The sequence below is a fragment of the Micromonospora sp. NPDC002575 genome, from assembly GCF_042889525.1.
GTDB classification, from domain to species: Bacteria; Actinomycetota; Actinomycetes; order Mycobacteriales; family Micromonosporaceae; genus Micromonospora; species Micromonospora carbonacea.
Window position 1 is genome coordinate 1 of record NZ_JBIARA010000015.1, and the last position, 17,698, is coordinate 17,698.

The 17,698-nt window shown below is 70.9% G+C and carries 15 protein-coding genes and 2 pseudogenes; 8 read left to right on the top strand and 9 right to left on the bottom strand.

Annotation, left to right across the window (positions count from 1 at the left end):
• Window positions 1-309: 309 nt before the first annotated feature.
• The 3 genes and pseudogenes from ACFYWL_RS21595 to ACFYWL_RS21605 form a co-directional block, all read right to left on the bottom strand.
• Window positions 310-1,545 (bottom strand): helix-turn-helix domain-containing protein, encoded by a 1,236-nt coding sequence (locus ACFYWL_RS21595; protein ID WP_386975360.1) that lies wholly within the window; start codon window positions 1,543-1,545, stop codon window positions 310-312.
• A 192-nt stretch (window positions 1,546-1,737) separates the two neighbouring features.
• Window positions 1,738-1,878 (bottom strand): annotated as a pseudogene (locus tag ACFYWL_RS21600) (helix-turn-helix domain-containing protein); the annotation flags it as partial.
• A 163-nt stretch (window positions 1,879-2,041) separates the two neighbouring features.
• Window positions 2,042-2,263 carry a hypothetical protein gene (locus ACFYWL_RS21605; RefSeq protein WP_386975362.1) on the bottom strand — a complete coding sequence of 74 codons (222 nt, stop codon included), beginning with the start codon at window positions 2,261-2,263 and terminating at the stop codon, window positions 2,042-2,044.
• On the opposite strand from ACFYWL_RS21605, the gene ACFYWL_RS21610 reads away from it, so the two are divergent.
• The 6 genes and pseudogenes from ACFYWL_RS21610 to ACFYWL_RS21635 all read left to right on the top strand — a co-directional run bounded on the left by ACFYWL_RS21610 (window position 2,262) and on the right by ACFYWL_RS21635 (window position 9,755).
• Window positions 2,262-2,630, top strand: a complete 369-nt coding sequence (locus ACFYWL_RS21610; RefSeq protein ID WP_386975364.1) for a hypothetical protein — start codon at window positions 2,262-2,264, stop codon at window positions 2,628-2,630. The genes ACFYWL_RS21605 and ACFYWL_RS21610 overlap by 2 nt on opposite strands.
• Before the next feature lie 78 nt (window positions 2,631-2,708).
• Entirely contained in the window at window positions 2,709-3,167 is a 459-nt protein-coding gene (locus ACFYWL_RS21615) for a DUF5956 family protein (RefSeq protein ID WP_386975366.1), read from the top strand.
• A 168-nt stretch (window positions 3,168-3,335) separates the two neighbouring features.
• Window positions 3,336-3,641: pseudogene (locus tag ACFYWL_RS21620) on the top strand (TROVE domain-containing protein); the annotation flags it as partial.
• 631 nt (window positions 3,642-4,272) lie between these two features.
• A complete protein-coding gene (locus tag ACFYWL_RS21625) occupies window positions 4,273-7,113 on the top strand; it encodes a PQQ-dependent sugar dehydrogenase (RefSeq protein WP_386975368.1) in 2,841 nt (946 codons plus the stop codon).
• A gap of 64 nt (window positions 7,114-7,177) precedes the next feature.
• On the top strand, window positions 7,178-9,298 hold the full coding sequence (locus tag ACFYWL_RS21630) for a ThuA domain-containing protein (RefSeq protein WP_386975370.1): 2,121 nt from the start codon (window positions 7,178-7,180) through the stop codon (window positions 9,296-9,298).
• A 163-nt stretch (window positions 9,299-9,461) separates the two neighbouring features.
• Window positions 9,462-9,755, top strand: a complete 294-nt coding sequence (locus ACFYWL_RS21635; protein WP_386975372.1) for a hypothetical protein — start codon at window positions 9,462-9,464, stop codon at window positions 9,753-9,755.
• Window positions 9,756-10,005: 250 nt separating this feature from the next.
• On the opposite strand, the gene ACFYWL_RS21640 is transcribed toward ACFYWL_RS21635, so the two are convergent.
• The 5 genes from ACFYWL_RS21640 to ACFYWL_RS21660 form a co-directional block, all read right to left on the bottom strand.
• Entirely contained in the window at window positions 10,006-10,653 is a 648-nt protein-coding gene (locus ACFYWL_RS21640) for a Rid family hydrolase (RefSeq protein WP_386975374.1), read from the bottom strand.
• A 43-nt stretch (window positions 10,654-10,696) separates the two neighbouring features.
• The gene (locus ACFYWL_RS21645; RefSeq protein WP_386975376.1) at window positions 10,697-12,310 is read right to left on the bottom strand and encodes a flavin monoamine oxidase family protein; all 1,614 of its coding nucleotides are present in this window, start codon (window positions 12,308-12,310) and stop codon (window positions 10,697-10,699) included.
• 308 nt (window positions 12,311-12,618) lie between these two features.
• Complete coding sequence (locus ACFYWL_RS21650) at window positions 12,619-13,224, bottom strand: hypothetical protein (RefSeq protein WP_386975378.1); 606 nt, start codon at window positions 13,222-13,224, stop codon at window positions 12,619-12,621.
• Between the two features lie 180 nt (window positions 13,225-13,404).
• Window positions 13,405-13,983, bottom strand: coding sequence for an isochorismatase family cysteine hydrolase (locus tag ACFYWL_RS21655; RefSeq protein ID WP_386975380.1), 579 nt, complete (start codon window positions 13,981-13,983; stop codon window positions 13,405-13,407).
• Window positions 13,984-14,026: 43 nt separating this feature from the next.
• Complete coding sequence (locus ACFYWL_RS21660; RefSeq protein ID WP_386975382.1) at window positions 14,027-15,370, bottom strand: MFS transporter; 1,344 nt, start codon at window positions 15,368-15,370, stop codon at window positions 14,027-14,029.
• Window positions 15,371-15,514: 144 nt separating this feature from the next.
• Between ACFYWL_RS21660 and ACFYWL_RS21665 the strand changes: the two genes are divergently transcribed.
• Window positions 15,515-15,997 carry a MarR family winged helix-turn-helix transcriptional regulator gene (locus tag ACFYWL_RS21665; RefSeq protein WP_386975384.1) on the top strand — a complete coding sequence of 161 codons (483 nt, stop codon included), beginning with the start codon at window positions 15,515-15,517 and terminating at the stop codon, window positions 15,995-15,997.
• Window positions 15,998-16,499: 502 nt separating this feature from the next.
• Window positions 16,500-17,426, top strand: coding sequence for a hypothetical protein (locus ACFYWL_RS21670; RefSeq protein WP_386975386.1), 927 nt, complete (start codon window positions 16,500-16,502; stop codon window positions 17,424-17,426).
• A gap of 59 nt (window positions 17,427-17,485) precedes the next feature.
• On the opposite strand, the gene ACFYWL_RS21675 is transcribed toward ACFYWL_RS21670, so the two are convergent.
• Window positions 17,486-17,686 (bottom strand): hypothetical protein, encoded by a 201-nt coding sequence (locus tag ACFYWL_RS21675; protein ID WP_386975387.1) that lies wholly within the window; start codon window positions 17,684-17,686, stop codon window positions 17,486-17,488.
• Window positions 17,687-17,698: the final 12 nt, after the last annotated feature.

Below are 17,698 nucleotides of genomic sequence, written 5' to 3' on the forward strand. Positions count from 1 at the left end.
GCGGCTCGGGGGGCCGCCGCAGTAGCCAGCGCGTCATGGCGCGCGCCTCGGCGTACAGCTCGGACAGGATCGCCATCGGGTCGCCTCCCTCGCTCGCGGAATGGAGGGTGGCGACGGCAGCTCGCACAAATCGCATGGGATACGGATTGACCACCGCCGCCACCCGGCCCGGTCGCCCACCACCATGGGGAAGCGGTGAGTGACTGGAACCTAACCCCAGGTTGCTGCGGTGGGGGTCGATCCTCCAGGGGCTGGCGGGACGACGATCAAGAAACGACCCAGAAACTGGTACAGGGCGTACCAGCAGCTCTACGCACCGCAGCCCATTAGCGACGCCAGCTCGGCCAGCTCCGTCGACATCGCCCGACGCCGCTGCTCCGCGATCGACTGCACGATGTTTCGCGCGTACCGCTGGTGCCGCAGCCACGCCGGTGCCATGCCCCGCAGCTCCAGCAGCACCCCGGTCGCCTCGCTGAACTCGCGGCGTTCCGCGTGCGCCCACGCCACGTCCAGCCGATGCCGCTGCCACGACGAGCCGACCGGCGTCGGCCCCGGCGGCACCAACGCCGACAGCTCCAACACCCGCGACGGGTCACCGGCGACGGCGGCGTTCTCGGCCCGCTGCATCTGCACCTTGCCCGGGGTGAACCCCGAAACCATGATCAGGTGCCCTTCCATCGGCTGGCGTTCCCCGATCCGAACGGCTGCGGACGCCGCTGCCGCAATAAGGTCGGCAGCCTGGTCCGGCTGGTTGTCTCGGGCGTACGCGGCAGCGGCCACGGTGGTCAGCCACCCCCAGGCGGCGAGTTCGTCGGCTGTTGCCCGGGAGAACTTCGGCTCCACCTCGTCGGCCGTGGCCACCGCCAGCTCGGCCGCCTCGGCGATGCGTCCCTGCCGCAGCAGCAGCCAACACGTGCCCTTGATGACGGTCGCGCCGATGACCTGGTCACCGGAGCGGCGGGCAGCGTCGAGCGCGTCGGCGAAGGCAGTCTGCGCCAAGTCGCCGGCGCGAAGCTGGATCAGCAGATTCCCCGTCAGGTGCAGGGTCCGGGCGAGTAGCGCGCAGGCAGCCGGCTCGTCGTCGGCGAGGTCGACGGCGGCCCGCACGTTCAGCAGCAGCCCCGGCATGTCCGCGAGAGCGCGAGCGTAGTCATTGGTCTGGTACGCCCGGTCGACGGCGTGCAGGTGCCCGCGCAGCACGCCCAGGCTCGGCGGCTCGGCGGCCGGCACGGCGAGGGCACCGCCGTTCAACCCTCGCACCGGGGCGACGGCGCGGCGGATCTCCGCCAGCGACAGCGGCCGGTGGTCCGGCTCGGCACGGGCCGCCGCCTCGGACGTGTCACCCAGCAGCGCGCTGGTCGGCACACCCAAGGCGCGAGCAAGAGCGTGCAGAGTGTCCATACGGGCTGACCGGCGAGCACCCTGCTCCAGCTTCCGGATGACCTCCACGCTGATTCCGGAGCGCTCGGCGAGCTGCTCCTGCGTGAGGCTGGACTGGCGGCGTAGGCGACCGAGGTGGTCGCCGGTGGTCGGCTTCTGGCTCATCGGGTCTCCCAGGTAGAGGACCGGGCGGCGTCCCGCCGGCCTCTACCCCGGCGGGCCGCCACGTTCGACGGTACCCGGGACCAGACCTGTTCACTACGCTGCGCGCACGCATGTTGACTATGGACCCGGGGGTTTTTCAGGCCGCACCCCTCCCCCGCCGAGCCCGGCCACGCCCGGGTTGCGGGTCAGGACCTTGTCCAGGGTACGGACACCCCGCTCGACCTTGTCCACCCACGACTTCGACCTGCCCAACCGGTCGGCGAACACCTGCTGCGACATGCTCCGCTGCGACCGCCAGTAGGCGACCCGGCGGCCTATCGGCAGCTCATCCACGGGGCACGCTCACCGGGCCGCTCACCGCTCACCATCTGGGCGACGATCCGCGCCGCGTTGGCGTTCGCCCACGGCCAGCACCGTTTCGGCGTGCGGCAGATCGGGCACCGGCCGTCGCGCTGCCGGTGGGCGTCGAGGTCTTGCTGCCACGCGGGGGTGGTGTCTACGGCCTGGGCCACTGGTCGACCCCGCCGTAGGTGGTCTCGTGCCCGGGGGTCACGGTCGGGAGGATCTGGGTCGGCTGACAGTGCAGCGGGGCAGTCTCGGCCCGGGCATCGGCGAGGAGCTGCCGGCGGGCGGCGGCCTGCTCGGCAAACTGGATGCGCTGGCCGGTGCCAGGCGGCGGGGGCGGCTCGGGGGGCCGCCCGAGGATCCAGCGCGTCATGGCGCGCGCCTCGGCGTACAGCTCGGACAAGATCGCCAACGGGTCGCCTCCCTCGCTCGTCACGCTCATCTACGACAGCGGCCCGAACCTGGACTTCAACGGCGTGCAGGTCAACTGCCGTGAGGACGAGGTCGGACCGGATTCCGACTGCGGTCAGCACCCCGTCGGCGGCCCGGTGATCAGCCCGTCCACCCCACGCTGGGACAGCGGGCTGGTCTACGGCAACAAGCTGGTGGACGCGAACGACTATTTCGCGACCGTGACCGGGACCGTCATCCCGCAGGGCTACCCGACCTACACCGTCCCGGAGCTTCGCTCACTGTCCTTCTACTGCGGCACCAACAACGTGCGCTGCGTGTTCCCGTAACCTCTGACGGCCGACAGGACCACACTGGGGCTGGGGTCGCCACACCGGCGGCTCCAGCCCTCGTATCGAGAGGTAATCATGGACAGCCGCTCGGACGGCCATTGGCACGACGCGCCGCTGTCGCCCGCCCCTCCTGCGGGCGACGATTACATCGAACTGCCCGAGAGCGGCTGGGGTGCCCTGGTGGGATGGTGCGCAGGCCCAGCCCGGCTCATCCGCGTCCCCGATCGGGTTGAAGCGCACACCACGCGCGTGGTCTGCATCAGTCCGGCCGGCAAGGAGCAGTACAGTCGGCCACGCACCCGCGAGGAGCAGGACGAGATCGACGTCGACATCGACGTCTACCTGCGCGAGTGTGGCGTGCCCGGCCGGCCGGCGGGGTACCGGTGGTTCCTACGCCTGCCTAGCGGGTACAAGGGCGACCGCCTGTGGGCCGAGGTGGGCGAGGCTCAGACCTCGTCGGCGATCCACCCGGCCGACGTCGCGCCCCGGATGGCCGAGATCGTGGCTCGGGTGTACGCCGACACTGGCCGGTAGGTGCGGCCGGGTCTGCCAGGACGCGGGCAACCCCGAGCGTGGGCTGCTGCGGTGGGTGCCCCGGTGCACCCGGTCGCCCAGTCACTGGAGCAGGGGGCTCCGTTCGCGCACGCCCTGGAACGGCTGCACGGCCGGCCGTGGGCGGTCGACGCGGACGCCCTGCCGGTGGTGGCGTTCAACCGGACGCTCCGGGAGCGGGCCACCGAGGACCCGTCGCGGCTGCTCGACCCGGACAAGCTGTCCCGCGCCGGCATGACGTGGGAGGACGCGCTGTCGCTGGCCGGGTCCCGCGTCGACAAGGCCCGGCTGTGGGAGGCCCTGATCCCGTCGATGGGCATCATGGCGCTCGCCCGGAACCTGCGGAACTTCGACGAGGCCGGCGTGTCCGACCAGGTCGCCGCCGCGGTTGCGGCCCGGTTCGCCGACCCGGAGCAGGTGGCGAAGTCGCGGATGTTTCCGTTCCGCTGGCTGGCCGCGTACCGGTCCGCTCCGTCGCTGCGCTGGGGTCACGCGCTCGACCAGGCGCTGACGGCGTCGCTGGCGAACGTGCCGGCGCTGCCGGGGCGGACGCTGATCCTGGTCGACGTGTCCGGGTCGATGTCGGACCGCATGTCGGGCCGTTCGGAGCTGAACCGGGCCGACGCCCTCCACGGTGCGACTACCCGGCGTCGACTTCGGCTTCAGCCGGCCGGCGGCGGTCGATGCCGTCCGCGCAGCCCCGGTCCCCCGGGGAACTGCGCGGGGCTGACCGGCACCCACCGGCCAGCCTCACCCCCGCCGTCAGCACCGACCCCTCCCCCGCCGAGTCCGGCCACGCCCGGGGCTCCGAGGTGTTTCCGCCGTGGGGCCGGCAACCCACCCGTCGCCCCGGCCCCGCGCCGCAACGGCGGCACTTTTCGTGGTTCAAGCGAAAGTCCGCTGCGGCTGGGCAGAAGGTATGGACACCGGGATCGAAGCGGCTTAATGTCTTCGTCATCACGAAAGTGTTTCGGCGAGGTGAACCGGCGGCGCGGTGATCCATCGGCCCCCTCCCCCGCTACGGCATCCGGCGCGACGGCGCGCGCCCCGCCCTGGCATTCGAACGTCAGGAAGGGACGGACAGACAATGTCCACACACGACGGCGCTCTCGGCCAGCGAACGGCATCGGTCAGCTCCGCGCTGCTACTGGTCGCCGCTGCCGGGCTGGTTGCCCTCGGCAGCCCGGCCCCCGCCCAGGCCCACACCATCACCCCCACCGACTTCCAGCAGGTCACCCTGGCCAAGGGGGTGGCCGAGGTCGGCGAGCCCATGACCATCGCGGTGCTGCCCGACCGGTCGGTGTTGCACACCGCCCGTAACGGCACGCTGCGTCGCACCGACGCGGCCGGCACCACCACCGTGGTCGGCACGATCCCCGTCTACACCCACGACGAGGAGGGCCTCCAGGGCGTCGGGGTCGACCCGAACTTCACCACCAACCGGCACGTCTACCTGTACTACGCCCCGCCGCTGTCCACCCCCGCCGGGGACGCCCCGGCCACCGGCACGGACTTCTCCGCCTGGCAGGGCGTCAACCGGCTGTCCCGGTTCACCCTCAACGCCAACTGGACGCTGAACACGTCCAGCCAGGTCAACATCCTGGACGTCCCAGCCGACCGGGGCATGTGCTGCCACGTCGGCGGGGACATCGACTTCGACGCGGCCGGCAACCTGTACCTGTCGACCGGCGACGACACCAACCCGTTCGACTCCGCCGGGTACGCGCCGATCGACGAGCGGACCAACCGCAACCCCGCGTACGACGCGCAGCGCAGCGCGGCCAACAGCAACGACCTGCGCGGCAAGATCCTGCGGATCAAGGTGAACGCGGACGGAAGCTACTCCATCCCGGCCGGGAACATGTTCGCCCCGGGCACCGCGCGGACCCGTCCGGAGATCTACGCGATGGGGTTCCGCAACCCGTTCCGGATGAGCGTGGACAAGGCCACCGGGGTCGTCTACGTCGGCGACTACGGCCCGGACGCCGGCACCACCGGCACGCGCGGCCCCAGCGGGCAGGTCGAGTTCAACCGGGTGACCGGGCCGGGCAACTACGGCTGGCCGTACTGCACCGGCGCCAACACCGCCGCCGAGACGTACGCGGAGTGGGACTTCGCCGCCGGCACCGCCGGCGCCAAGTACAACTGCGCCGGCGGGCCGACCAACAACTCGTTCCGCAACACCGGCCTGCCCACCCTGCCCGCGGCGCAGCCGGCCTGGATCCGGTACGCCGGTGACGCCGGCAGCCCGCCGGAGTTCGGTGGCGGCTCCGAGTCGCCGATGGCCGGCCCGGTCTACCGCTACAGCGCGTCGAACCCGTCCACCACGAAGTTCCCGCAGTCCTTCGACGGCCAGTTCTTCGCCGCCGAGCTGGGCCGGGGCTGGATCAAGCCCATCCACGTGAACGCCGACGGCTCCCGGGGCGTCATCGACGCGTCGTTCCCCTGGAACGGCAGGCAGGTCATGGACTCCGCGTTCGGCCCGGACGGCGCGCTGTACGTCCTCGACTACGGCACCGGCTACTTCAACGGTGACGCCAACTCGGCGCTGTACCGGTACGACTACGTCGGCGGTGGCAACCGCGCGCCGACCGCCGTCGCCGCCGCCGACAGGACCTCCGGGGCGGCCCCGCTGACAGTGAACTTCTCGTCGGCCGGGTCGTCGGACCCGGAGGGCGCAGCGCTGACCTACTCGTGGGCGTTCGGTGACGGCACCACCTCCACGGCGGCCAACCCCAGCAAGACGTTCACCGCCAACGGCACCTACAACGTCACCCTGACCGTCCGGGACCCGCAGGGCGCGACCGGCACCGCCAGCGTGCAGGTCGGCGTCGGCAACACCGCCCCGACCGTCACCATCACCGGCCCGGCGAACGGCTCGCTGTTCTCCTACGGCGACACGGTGCCGTTCAGCATCACCGTCACCGACCCCGAGGACGGCGCCATCGACTGCGCCAAGGTCAGAATGACCTACGTGCTGGGCCACGACCAGCACGGCCACCAGATCACCTCGAAGAACGGCTGCTCCGGCACGATCACCATCCCGGTCGACGGCGAGCACGACGACGCGGCGAACATCTTCGCGATCTTCGACGCCGAGTACACCGACGCCGGCGGGCTGACCACCCACAAGCAGCACACCCTCCAGCCGCGCAAGCGCCAGGCCGAGCACCTCAAGACCTCCTCGGGGGTGACCCTCTACGACAAGGCCCCGGCCGAGGGCGGGCGGACCGTCGGCAGCATCGACAACGGCGACTGGATCGCGTTCGAGCCGTACCGGCTCGACAAGGCCACCTCGTTCAGCGCCCGGGTCTCCTCCAACGGCGTCGGCGGCACCCTCCAGGTGCGGATGGGTTCGCCCACCGGCACCGTGCTGGGCCAGGCGACCGTCCCGGTCACCGGCGGCTGGGAGACCTTCACCACCGTCACCGGCACCATCTCCGGCGCGCCGGCCAGCACCGGCACGCTCTACCTCACCTTCGCCGGGGGCACCGGGGCGCTGTTCGACCTCGACACGTTCACGTTCGTCACCGGCGGCACCACCGCCGGCACCGGGCCGATCGTCGGGCTCGGCGGCAAGTGCCTGGACGTGCGCAACGCGGCGACCGACGACGGCACCCAGATCCAGATCTACACCTGCAACGGCACCGCCGCACAGACCTGGACGGTCACCCCCAACAGCACGGTCAAGGCCCTGGGCAAATGCCTGGACGTCTCCGGCGGCGGCACCGCCGACGGCACCAAGATCCAACTCTGGACGTGCAACGGCAGCGGCGCACAGAACTGGTCCGCCCAGACCGACGGCACACTCCGCAACCCCCAGTCCGGCAAGTGCCTCGACGTGTCCGACAACAGCCCCACCGACGGCCAGGCCGTCCACCTCTGGACCTGCCTCTCCGCCGCCAACCAGAAGTGGACCCTGCCGTAACCCGCCTGCCGGGGCATCCGCAGGGTGCCCCGGCACCACCCTCCACCCCGTTCGGGAGAGTGACATGCGCAGACTCCTTCGACCCGTCCTCGGCGCGGTGACCGCCGCCGCCACGGTCCTTGCCTGTACGACGGCGGCGACTCCGGCCAGTGCGGCCGATGCCCCGTACGACGTGCTGGTGTTCTCCAAGACCGCCGGGTTCCGGCACGACTCCATCGCCGTCGGCACCCAGGCGATCCGGGAACTCGGTGCGGCGAACGGTTTCACCGTGACCGCGACCGAGGACGCGTCCCGGTTCACCACCGCGAACCTGGCCCAGTACGAGGCGGTGGTCTTCCTCAACACCACCGGAGACGTCCTGGACGCCGCACAGCAGGCCGCCTTCGAGTCGTACGTCAACGGCGGCGGAGGATACGTCGGCGTCCACTCCGCCGCCGACACCGAGTACGGCTGGTCGTACTACGGCAGCCTGGTGGGTGGCTACTTCGCCTCGCACCCGGCCATCCAGCAGGCGAACATTCGGATCGAGAACCGGGCGCACCCGGCCACCGGGCACCTGCCGCAGACCTGGACCCGCACCGACGAGTGGTACAACTACCAGGTCAACCCGCGCGCCGGCGCCCGGGTCCTCGCCACCCTGGACGAGTCGTCATACTCGGGCGGCTCGATGGGCGGCGACCATCCGATCTCCTGGTGCAAGACGGTCAGCTCCGGTCGGTCGTTCTACACGGGGTTGGGACACACCCAGGGGTCGTACTCGGAGGCGGCGTTCCGCAGCCACCTGCTCGGCGGCATCCGGTACGCGGCCGGTCGGGCGAAGGCCGACTGCCGTCCGGAGACCGGCTACACCAACCTCTACAACGGGTCCACCACCGGCTGGTCGCAGGCCGGTCCGGGCAGCTTCAGCAACTCCGACGCCACCCTCACCTCCGTCGGCGGCATGGGCCTGTACTGGTACAGCGCCAAGCAGTTCACCAACTACTCCCTGAAGCTGGACTGGCGGATGTCCGGCGACGACAACTCGGGCGTCTTCATCGGCTTCCCGCCGTCGACCGACCCCTGGTCGGCGGTGGACAACGGGTACGAGATCCAGATCGACGCCACCGACGCGGCCGACCGCACCACCGGCGCGGTCTACACCTTCAAGTCCGCCGACCTGGCCGCCCGGGACGCCGCCCTGAACCCGCCGGGAGAGTGGAACACCTACGAGCTGCTGGTAGAGGGGGAACGCCTCCAGGTCTTCCTCAACGGGCGGAAGATCAACGACTTCACCAACACCGACCCGGCCCGCTCGCTCGCCGGCCACGTCGGGCTCCAGAACCACGGTACGGGCGACGACGTGTCGTTCCGCAACGTCCGGATCAAGGAGTTGGGCGGCACCCCGCCACCGGGCGGCAACACCACCGTGCAGGCCGAGGCGTTCGGCTCGGCCAACGGGGTCACCGCGTTCGCCAAGGCCGGGGCCAACGGCGGGCAGACCCTCGGCTACGTCGACCCGGGCGACTGGGCCGCGTACCCGGGTCTCGACCTGACCGGGGTCACCTCGTTCCGGGCCCGGGTGGTCTCCGGTGGTCCGGGCGGCACCATCGGCATCCGCACCGGCTCGGCAACCGGCCCGCTGCTCGGCCAGGTGGCGGTGCCCAACACCGGAAGCTGGACCACGTACGCCGACGTCAGCACCACCCTGGCCGGGGTGCCCACCGGCACGCAGACCGTGTACCTGACCTTCACCGGCTCCGGGACCGGCCTGTTCGACGTGGACGACTTCACCCTGGTCCGGGGCGGCGGCACCCCCGGCACCCCGGGCACCGGGCCGATCGTCGGGCTCGGCGGCAAGTGCCTGGACGTGCGCAACGCGGCGACCGACGACGGCACCCAGATCCAGATCTACACCTGCAACGGCACCGCCGCACAGACCTGGACGGTGACGCCGAACAGCACGGTCAAGGCGCTGGGCAAATGCCTGGACGTCTCCGGCGGCGGCACCGCCGACGGCACCAAGATCCAACTCTGGACGTGCAACGGCAGCGCCGCACAGAACTGGTCCGCCCAGACCGACGGCACACTCCGCAACCCCCAGTCCGGCAAATGCCTCGACGTGTCCAACAACAGCCCCACCGACGGCCAGGCCGTCCACCTCTGGACCTGCCTGTCGGCCGCCAACCAGAAGTGGACCCTGCCGTGACCCGGTAGCGGACAGCCCGTGCCCCCGCCGTCGGACCGGCGGCGGGGGTCCCGCCCACCCCTGCCCGGGTCGATTGACGACCAGTTGGGAAGGGGTTGCTATTCCCGCCGGTGTGGACCCTGACCACAATGGACGGAGCACTGGCCACTCCGAAGGGACCCCCGTGAAACGCCGACTTCTGTCCGTACTGACGATCACGGCTGTCAGCCTCACCGGCGCGGCCGTGGTGGCCGCGCCGGCCCAGGCCAGCGACGCGCCCGGCTTCGTCTGCAACCTGACGCAGAACACCTGGCTGCGGGCCGCACCGCACGGCCACGTCCTGCGTACCCTGACCGCCGGTCGCGGCTTCCGCGCGCACGCGGGCTGGGGCGAGGACAACGACAACTGGGTCTACGGCCACGGCGCCGAGGACCCGTCGCTGGACGGCTGGGTCCCGCTGGGCAACACCACCTGCTGAACGGGCACGCCGGCACGGGGGTGGTCGCGGAGCACGTGCGACCACCCCCGTATCCGTCGACGGACGCCCCCGCCACCGGCTGCCGACACCCACGGGCGGACCCCGGCCGATCGCGGCGGACCGACCGAGGCCCGTCGAAGGGGTGCCGGATCAGGCGTGCCGAATCAGGCAGGCCGGATCAGGCGAGGTCGGACCGGTCCGGTTCCACGACCTTGGGGCGGCCGGTCGACGGTGCGCCTGTGACGCGGGGTCACTCGTTCTTCGCGGGGTAGGCGGCGTCCACCTCCACCTCGACCAGCCAGCCGTTGACCGGCAGGTTCTCGATCTCGAGCGCGAACCGCGACGGCCGGGCGGGGTTAACCACCATCGGCGCGGCCGGGGCGGCCGACCCGAGCGGCACGGGCACCGGCTTGCCGGTCGACAGGCTGGTGTTGGCGAAGAACTGGCGGTAGGCCCGGTTCCAGCCGTTGAAGTCCATCCGCTCCTGGCCGGCGGGGTTCTGGAGGAACACCCGCATGCTGATGACGTCCTGGTAGGTCAGGCCCGCGCGGGCGAGATTCTCCCCGATCCGGCGCAGCACGTTGATGCCCTGCGCCTCGGTGATGGTCACGCCGGGCGGCAGCACACCGCCGGGGAACACCTCGGTGTCGATGTAACGCGCCTCCGACCCGGCCGGTGCGGCCGAGTTGAGGGCGGCCGGGCCGAGCCCGCTGGTCTTGTAGAGCGCGGTGCCCTTGCCGATGGCCACGCCGTCGGCGATCGAGGGGTTGTCCTGCCCGGCGGGGAGCACGGTGACGGTGGTGCCGGGCCGGGGCGGGAACAGCCCGCCGGCGACGGCGCCGGTGGGGATGGCGAGGAGGACGACGGCGGCGGGGACGAGGATGGCGCTTCGGCGCACGCTGGGCACCTTTCTGCGGGGCGGCCGGGGGTGGCGGGCGTGCTCATGCGGCCGTGACGCGGGCGTGCAGGGACTCGACGGCGACACGGGCGGAGACCATCGCGCCGTGCTGCCAGGCGATGGCGTGGCTGAGGTGGTCGCCGGCGAAGTAGACGTTGCCGGTCGGCTCCAGGAGACTGCGGTACGCGTCACCGGTCTGCCCACCGACGGCGCTGGGCCAGCCGACCCACGCCCCCTCGGAGAACCGCGTGGAGGCCCAGTCCCGGGAGTAGGAGGCGGTGATCCCCTCGCCGTACACGTCACCGAAGATCTTCTTGCCCTGCCGCACCGCCTCGGCCAGTCGCTCCGCCGGGGTCAGGTTGCCGTAGAAGTTCGCGTTCCCGCCGGTGTTGTAGTAGCCGATCATGGTGCCCCGCTCGCCGTTGTAGCCGTACGACGGGTGCCACATGTTCCCGAGGTTGGTGTTGGCGTTCGTGATGCCGCCGTAGATGCGGAAGTCCTCCTCCCACCACCGGCGGTCGTACTCGATGCCGATCTTGCCGGCGTTGGTGACGCTCACCGACCCGAGGGCGGTGACGACCGCCGTGGGCAGGTTGGAACTGATCTTCGCGGCGATGTGCGGCGGAATGGTGTTGATCGCGAAGTCGGCGACCGCCTTCTTCGGACCGGCCGGGGTGGTGTACACGACCTCGACGCCCGAGGTCGTGTTGCGGTACTCGACGATCTCGGCGTTGTAACGCATCCGGCGGGCACCGATCGCCGCGGCGAAGGCGTAGGCGATCTTGTCCATCCCGCCGACCGGCTGGTACATCATCATCGCCTGGTCGAAGCCCATCTCGAACGAGAAGTAGTTGCCCACGGTCGAGGCGAGAAGGTCGGACATCGCGTACGGCGGGATGGTGGTGCCCGACTCCAGGCCCGCGCCCGGCTGCGTGGCGTAGCCGCGCCGCCCGCCGCCGGTGTACCGGAAGCTGGCCGCCGGGTCGCCGGCGACCCGGGCCCCGATGGCGCCGAAGCTGCGCAGGTAGGCCAGGAGGCGCTCCTTGTCCTCGGCGGTGAGGTACTGGTCGAGCGAGCCCTGGTCGGTCGCCTTCGCGAGCAGCTCGGCCGTGTACCCGTAGGCGTCCGCCTTGGCGGCCCGGTGCCGGACCGGGACGCCGTTGAGGGCGCCCGGCACGTTCTCGCGGTAGAGGAAGGCGTCGGCGTTCTGGTTGGTGAAGACCTCGATCGGGACGCCGAGTTCCCGGCAGTAGTCGAGCGTCACGTGCATCTGCGGGATGCGGCCGGGGCCGGCGTTCATGTACTGACCCTTGGAGAAGGTCGCCCGCTGGGTCTGCCCCTTGAGGTCGGTGCTGGTGTCGCCGCCCCGGACGGTCCGGTTACGGCCGCCGGGCCGGTCGCGCCCCTCCAGGACGGTGACGTCGTACCCGCCCTTGAGTAGTTCGTAGGCCGCGGTGAGGCCGGCGATGCCACCGCCCATCACGATGACCGTCTTGCGGCCGTGCCGGCCGAGGTCGCTCTTCTTCGGTGGTGTGAACGGCGGTGTCTCCGCGGCGTGGGCACTGGTCAAACCGAGCGCGCCCATGCTGTGCAGCATGACGCCGGCGCCACCGGCGATACCGACGCGACGGAGAAAGTCCCTGCGGGTCTGGCTCATCTGGCCTCCGGGTGTGGGGATGATCAACCCGGACGCTAGGAAGCCTTCGTTAAGCCGGCGGATCATCCCGAGGTCGGCCACGTCACGTACCCGCTGGTAGATCGCCTTTCCGGTTACGAAGCCTGGGACCCATCAGGACAAACCGGTTGTCCCGCGTCCGCCGCCGCTCGGCTCGGCACGCGACGGTCGTGACGAGCCCGCACGCAGGGCATCTGCGTGGACACCGGAGCGACGGTAAGGTACCGCGGTCGACGTGGGCGGACACTGTGGACGGAGTTTCGACGGTGAGAGAACAACGGCTTGCGCAGCTACGTGACCGCGTGCAGCGGCACCTCGCCACCCGCGCTCCGGAGCCGGTGCTCGCGCCGGAGGCGACCGGCGAGCTGGTCGACATGACCGTGGCGCTGGAGCTGCTCGCCCCGGTGTACCTGCGGGGGCACGGGGTGCCGGACGTGGTCCACGAGCACTTCGAGCGCCATCCGCCGGCCGAGCCGGACAGCGCCTCGACGCTGGCGTCGCTCGGCCGGCTGCTGTTCGCCCGGACGCTGTCCAGCCCTGACGAGGACACCCTGAACCAGGCCGTCGCCCTGCTGACCCGGTTCGAGCAACTGGCGAGCGAAGCCGACCTGGACGCCGCGATCGAGGCCCATCAGGCGGCGGTGACCGGCTGGCCCGACGATCCCGAGCACGCCGGGATGCGCGCCAACCTCGACCTCGCCCTGCGGACCCGGGCCGGGTTCCGCGACCAGGTCAGCGAGCTGGACCGGATGATCGAGGCGGCGCGGACCGGTGACCTTGTCGTGCAGCGTGACCACGAGGTCGTCCACCTCCGGCCCGGCGGACCGCAGCAGCTCGTCGGCGACGAAGGACTCGAACGCCGCGCCGTCGACGCTGAAGGTGTGCCGACGCGCCACCGGCCGAGCACGGCTCGGCCCACGTTGGGTACGGCTCTACTCACGACTGCCAGCCACGCAGCGGCCCCGGGCCGCCTGAGCGCCCGGCTGGAGGGGTGCTCAGGCGGCCACCCGATCCCGATCAGCCGTGCATCCGGGCCAGGTCGAGGCGGTCGTGCAGCCGGCGGAGCGGATACGGCGTCAGCACGTGCGGAGCATCTCCAGCACCTCGGCCGTGGTGGCGGTCTCACCAAGCCGCGGGAAGACCCGCTCGACGCTGTTGTCGTGCGCGTCCGGGCTGGTGTCGGTCATGGCGTCGGTGACCAACACGACGTGGTAGCCGAGTTCGTGAGCGAACCGGGCGGTCGACTCGACACCGATGCTGGTGGCGACCCCGGTGAGGAACACCTGGGTGACGCCGCGCTCGCGCAGGTGTTCGTCGAGCGACGTCCCGGTGAAGGCGCCCCACCGCTGCTTGGTGATCCGGTGGTCGCCGGCCTGGGCATCGAGTTCGTCGACGATCTCCGCGAAGTCGGCTGGTCGGGTCGTCGGCGGTGGCGTCGAGCGGACCGCCCCGGCCGAGGCGTCGGTACGCCCCGGTGCGCCGCCGGCCACCGTCACCAGGACGACGGGCAGATCATGGCGGCGGAAGGCCGCCGCCAGCGCGCCTGCGTTGTCGATGACGCCCGCGACGGGATGCGCGGTCGGTGCCCGCAGAATGCCCTTCTGCAGGTCGATCGTGAGGAGAGCGGCGGCGGGGTCGATCGTGGTGAGAGGCACCTGTGTTACTCCCTGCGGATGAGACTGCTTCGGGCGGTGCGCGTCAGTGCCCGACCGTCGCGGCGGCCTGGGACGCGGTTGGTGGAATGGTGCGGTCGAACAGGACCAGGTAGACGGATGCGACACCGATGGCGAGGACAGCCCAGGCCAGGCGGTGGAGTCCGGCGTCGCTGGTGTGCACTCCGAAGCTGACGCTGATCAGGCTGGCGGAGAAGATGGCGCCGATGTAGCCGAAGGTGCGGAACAGCCCGGCGGCGATCGCCACGGTGTCGCCCGGGGCCTGGGCGTACAGCGTCGTCTGGTTGGCGAAGTTGCTGAGCCCGTTCGTCACGCCGAACAGGGCCGACATGAGGACCAGCAGGATGACGCCGGATCCGTGGTGGATCTCCAGCATCAGCAGCCCGGCGGCGACGATCGCGAACACCCCGATGATCAGCGGCCGGCGCACCCAGCCCTTGTGGGAGGCCAGACGGGCCAGGGCGATGCTCACCGCGGACATCGGCAGCAGCATGACGCCGACCTGGTAGGCCGAGTAGCCGCCGACGTTCTCCATCCACTGGCTGCTGGCGTACAGCGATGTGTAGATCCCGAGCCCGAGGATGAGCTGGCGCAGGTAGGTGCGCTGCAGCGCGGCATTGCCGGCCAGCATGCGGACGTCGACCAGAGGGGAGCGGCTGCGGCGCTCCCACGACACGAGCGCGGCGGTGAGCGCGAGGGCCGCGCCCAGTTGCCACCAGTTGGGGTGTTCGAGGCCGCCGAGGAACAGCAGCAGGGTGATGACCGTGGCCGCAAACAGCGCGATGCCGGGCAGGTCGACCGCCGACGCGGTGCCAGCCCGGTCCCGGGCAGTGCGGGGCTCGTCCCGGTCGATGCCGAACCAGGCGGCGGCCAGCACGATGACCGCCAACGGCACGTTCACCCAGAACAGGGCGCGCCACCCGAAGGCGCCGGCCAGCACGCCGCCGATCGGCAGCCCGAACACCACCGTGACCTGAGAGGCGATGCTGAAGTCGCCGAGCACGCGGCTGGGTACGCCCACGCCGAACTGGTCGGCGCGGCGGCGGACGAGGGCCATCGCCGTCGGATAGCAGGCCGACGTGCCGACGCCGATGAGCGCGCGGGACAGCAGCAGCATCGCAAAGTCCTGGGCCGCGCCGCCGACGGCCCCGCCGACCAGCAGGATGGCCACCCCGACCAGGAGGATCCGGCGAGGACCGAACAGCGTCGACAGCTTGCCCATCGTTGGCTGCATGACGGCGCTGCACAGGTAGAGGACGGACACGAGGTTCGCCGCCGTGCCGGGACCGACGCGGAAGTCTGCGGCGACGCCCGCCAGCCCGGTGGCGATCATCGAGCTGTTGATGGGGTTGAGCGTGGTGCCGAGCATGAGCGGCACCGTGAACCGTAGCCCGAACGGCCTGGACGGCCTACCCGCTGCGGCGGGGGGCGACTCGTCGGCGGACGTGGAGGAAACCATGACCGCTCCGATCTTTGGTAATACTAACGACTTTCTTTGTGATACTAAGCAGTCATGGAAAGGGATGCAACCGAAGCCGCGACGCCGGGCGGCGAGCCACTACCCGAGCCGATGCCGGTGCCGACCCCGGAGCTGAACGCCGACCTCCGAGCAGCCGTTGCTCGCCTCTACAGCCGGTTCCGGTCGGAGCGTGCCCCCGGCGAGATCGCGGAGGCGGCGGTGTTCGTCCTCACGCTACTGCGCAAGCATGGACCGCTCACCCTGACCGAGCTCAGTGAGCGCGCTCGCGTCACGCCGGGCTCGATGAGCCAGACCGTCAACCGGCTGACCGCCGAGGGCTACGCCGTTCGGCGCCGCGACTCGAGCGACGGGCGGCGGGTGCTGTTCGTCATCACCGACTCCGGCACCGCCATCGCCGACGCCTCGCGCCAGCACCGGGAAAGCTGGCTCAGTGCCCGGCTCGACGCGCTCACCCCGGCCCAGCGGCGCGTCCTCGCCGAGGCCAGCCAGATCCTGCGGGACATCGCCGACTCGTGAACCCGCCCGGGCGTCCTGGGCCGCTGGAGCTCGGCGGCTCCGGGATGCGCTCGCCGCGAAGGTGGCGAACGCGGGCGCCGAGCGCTCCCGGCAATGCGAATGGACAGCAGCGCCAGAGCAAACGTCCGGGTTGAAAGGACCGAGCCCGTCCAGCGTCTGATCGTTGACAGCATCACTCGCGATCCAATACGCTTAACATGCTCATTAAACGAGCGGCACCCGATGACTGCACCGATCAGCCAGCAGGGTGTTCCTGGCCGACCCGTCCCGGCGCGACGGCAGGCTCTACGGCGGCAGCTCTGTCGCCTTCTCCTACCCGCCTACTCGGCTAGCCCTCAGTTACCGACACCGGCCACACCCTCGCCATGGGCACCGGACCGACCGCGACCGTCTCCCTCTGAAGGATCATGCCACCTACCACCAGCCATTTTGGCCGAATGCGTTGCCGCAGAAGGCGGCGGCAGGCCCCTGCCGGGCGTCAACTATGGAGGACCAAACACACATGTTCCACAGCACAGGCACCCTGCTGACGGCCGCGCTGCTCGGCCTGACCGCGACGGTCGGCTGGGCCGGACCGGCTGCCGCCGCACCGATCCGCTCGGCCGGCGCTCCTACTGTCTCGGTAAGCCGGCTGGTGCTCGAGCCGACCGAACGCGGCTACCGCGGCAGCCTTCGCGTGACCGTCACCAACAAGAGCGACAGCATGGATCACTTCACGTTCCGGATCCGTGAGGCGGTCGCGGGCTCCTTCTCCGGCGGGCCCGAGTCACTCTGCGATCCAGACGGCGTATCGGAGGGGTTGCTGGTCCGTTCATGCGCCTTCCCGGGCAACGCTGAGCTGGCCCCGGGTGAGCGCCGTCAGGCCACCGTCGAGTTCCAAGTGCTGACCAATCCCCGCACCTACCCGATGATCGCGGACGGTGGGCTGGTCACCGTGCAGTCGACGAACGTCGGACCGCTGGAGACCATTCCGTTCAGCGCGCGGTTCCGCTCCCTCGACGGCACGCCGACCAGCCCCCAGGCGTACGTGCAGGACACCCGGACAAACGCGTCCGTCGAGCTGGTCGGTCCGGTGACCGACGGCCCCGAGAACACCCGGCGGGTGCCGTTCCGGGTCCGGTACTCGGGTGACGCCCGGCAGCTCGGCAACTCACTCACCGCGACGCAGTTGCCCGCCGGGTCGACGATCCTCTTCACCGAGCCCTTCGACGGCCCGGTGTACGGCTCACAGGCATTCGTGCCGGGCGGGCTGCTGATGCAGGGCGAGGAGCGCGACGTGGCGCTGTACATCACTCGGCCGACCAACCCGGCGGACGAGTCGACCCCGATCACCCTGGAGCTGGCGACCCACTACTGGATGGAGACGGTGCCCGACGTCGACCCGAGCGACAACACCGTCACGTTCACCCTGGCCCTGCCGACCAGCTAACCTGACCTGCCATCGGCCGGCCGCCGCCCGGATTAGTTCCAGGTGGCGGCCCACCGCCGTCAGCCCGCCGCGGTCGGAGTGGTGGACTTGGCGATCATCGCCCAGTCCAGGATGCCTGCGGTGACATCCACCGCTGCCGGCATGCAATGCTTGCGGCCTGCAAGGACCGAGCGGCGCATCACGACGTCGAAGTCCGGGCCAGGCGACAGGGCACCGAGGGCGACAACGCCGCCGGAGGTTAGCACCTGCGCGATTGTCACCACCGTTCCTGC